The organism is Citrobacter sp. VF227, from assembly GCF_052950715.1.
Window position 1 is genome coordinate 1 of record NZ_JBRFVF010000592.1, and the last position, 438, is coordinate 438.

The window sequence follows — 438 nt, forward strand, 5'->3', positions numbered from 1 at the left end:
GGCCGGGATGATGAAAAAACTCTCCAACAACAGCGCCTGCGTCTTTACCGGTAAAGGTCTCTCTTTCGGCGGCAGTCTGATCCTCCCGGAAGCGACCGGCTACGGTCTGGTGTACTTCACCGAAGCGATGCTCAAACGCCATGGTCTGGGCTTTTAAGGTATGCGCGTAGCGGTTTCTGGCTCCGGTAACGTAGCCCAATTCGCCATTGAGAAAGCCATGGAGTTTGGCGCGCGGTTGGTTACCGCCTCCGATTCCAGCGGTACTGTGTTCGATGAAAGCGGATTTACCAAAGAAAAACTGGCGCGGCTGTGCGCAATCAAAGACAGCCGCGACTGTCGCGTAGCAGATTATGCCCGTGAGTTTGGCCTGACTTACCTGCAAGGCAAACAACCGTGGTCAGTTCCGGTCGACATCGCCCTACCGTGTGCCACGCAGAA

General features: G+C 55.9%; 1 pseudogene. It reads left to right on the top strand.

The features are described from left to right. Positions 1-438 (top strand): annotated as a pseudogene (locus ACU8YC_RS28050) (NADP-specific glutamate dehydrogenase); the annotation flags it as partial.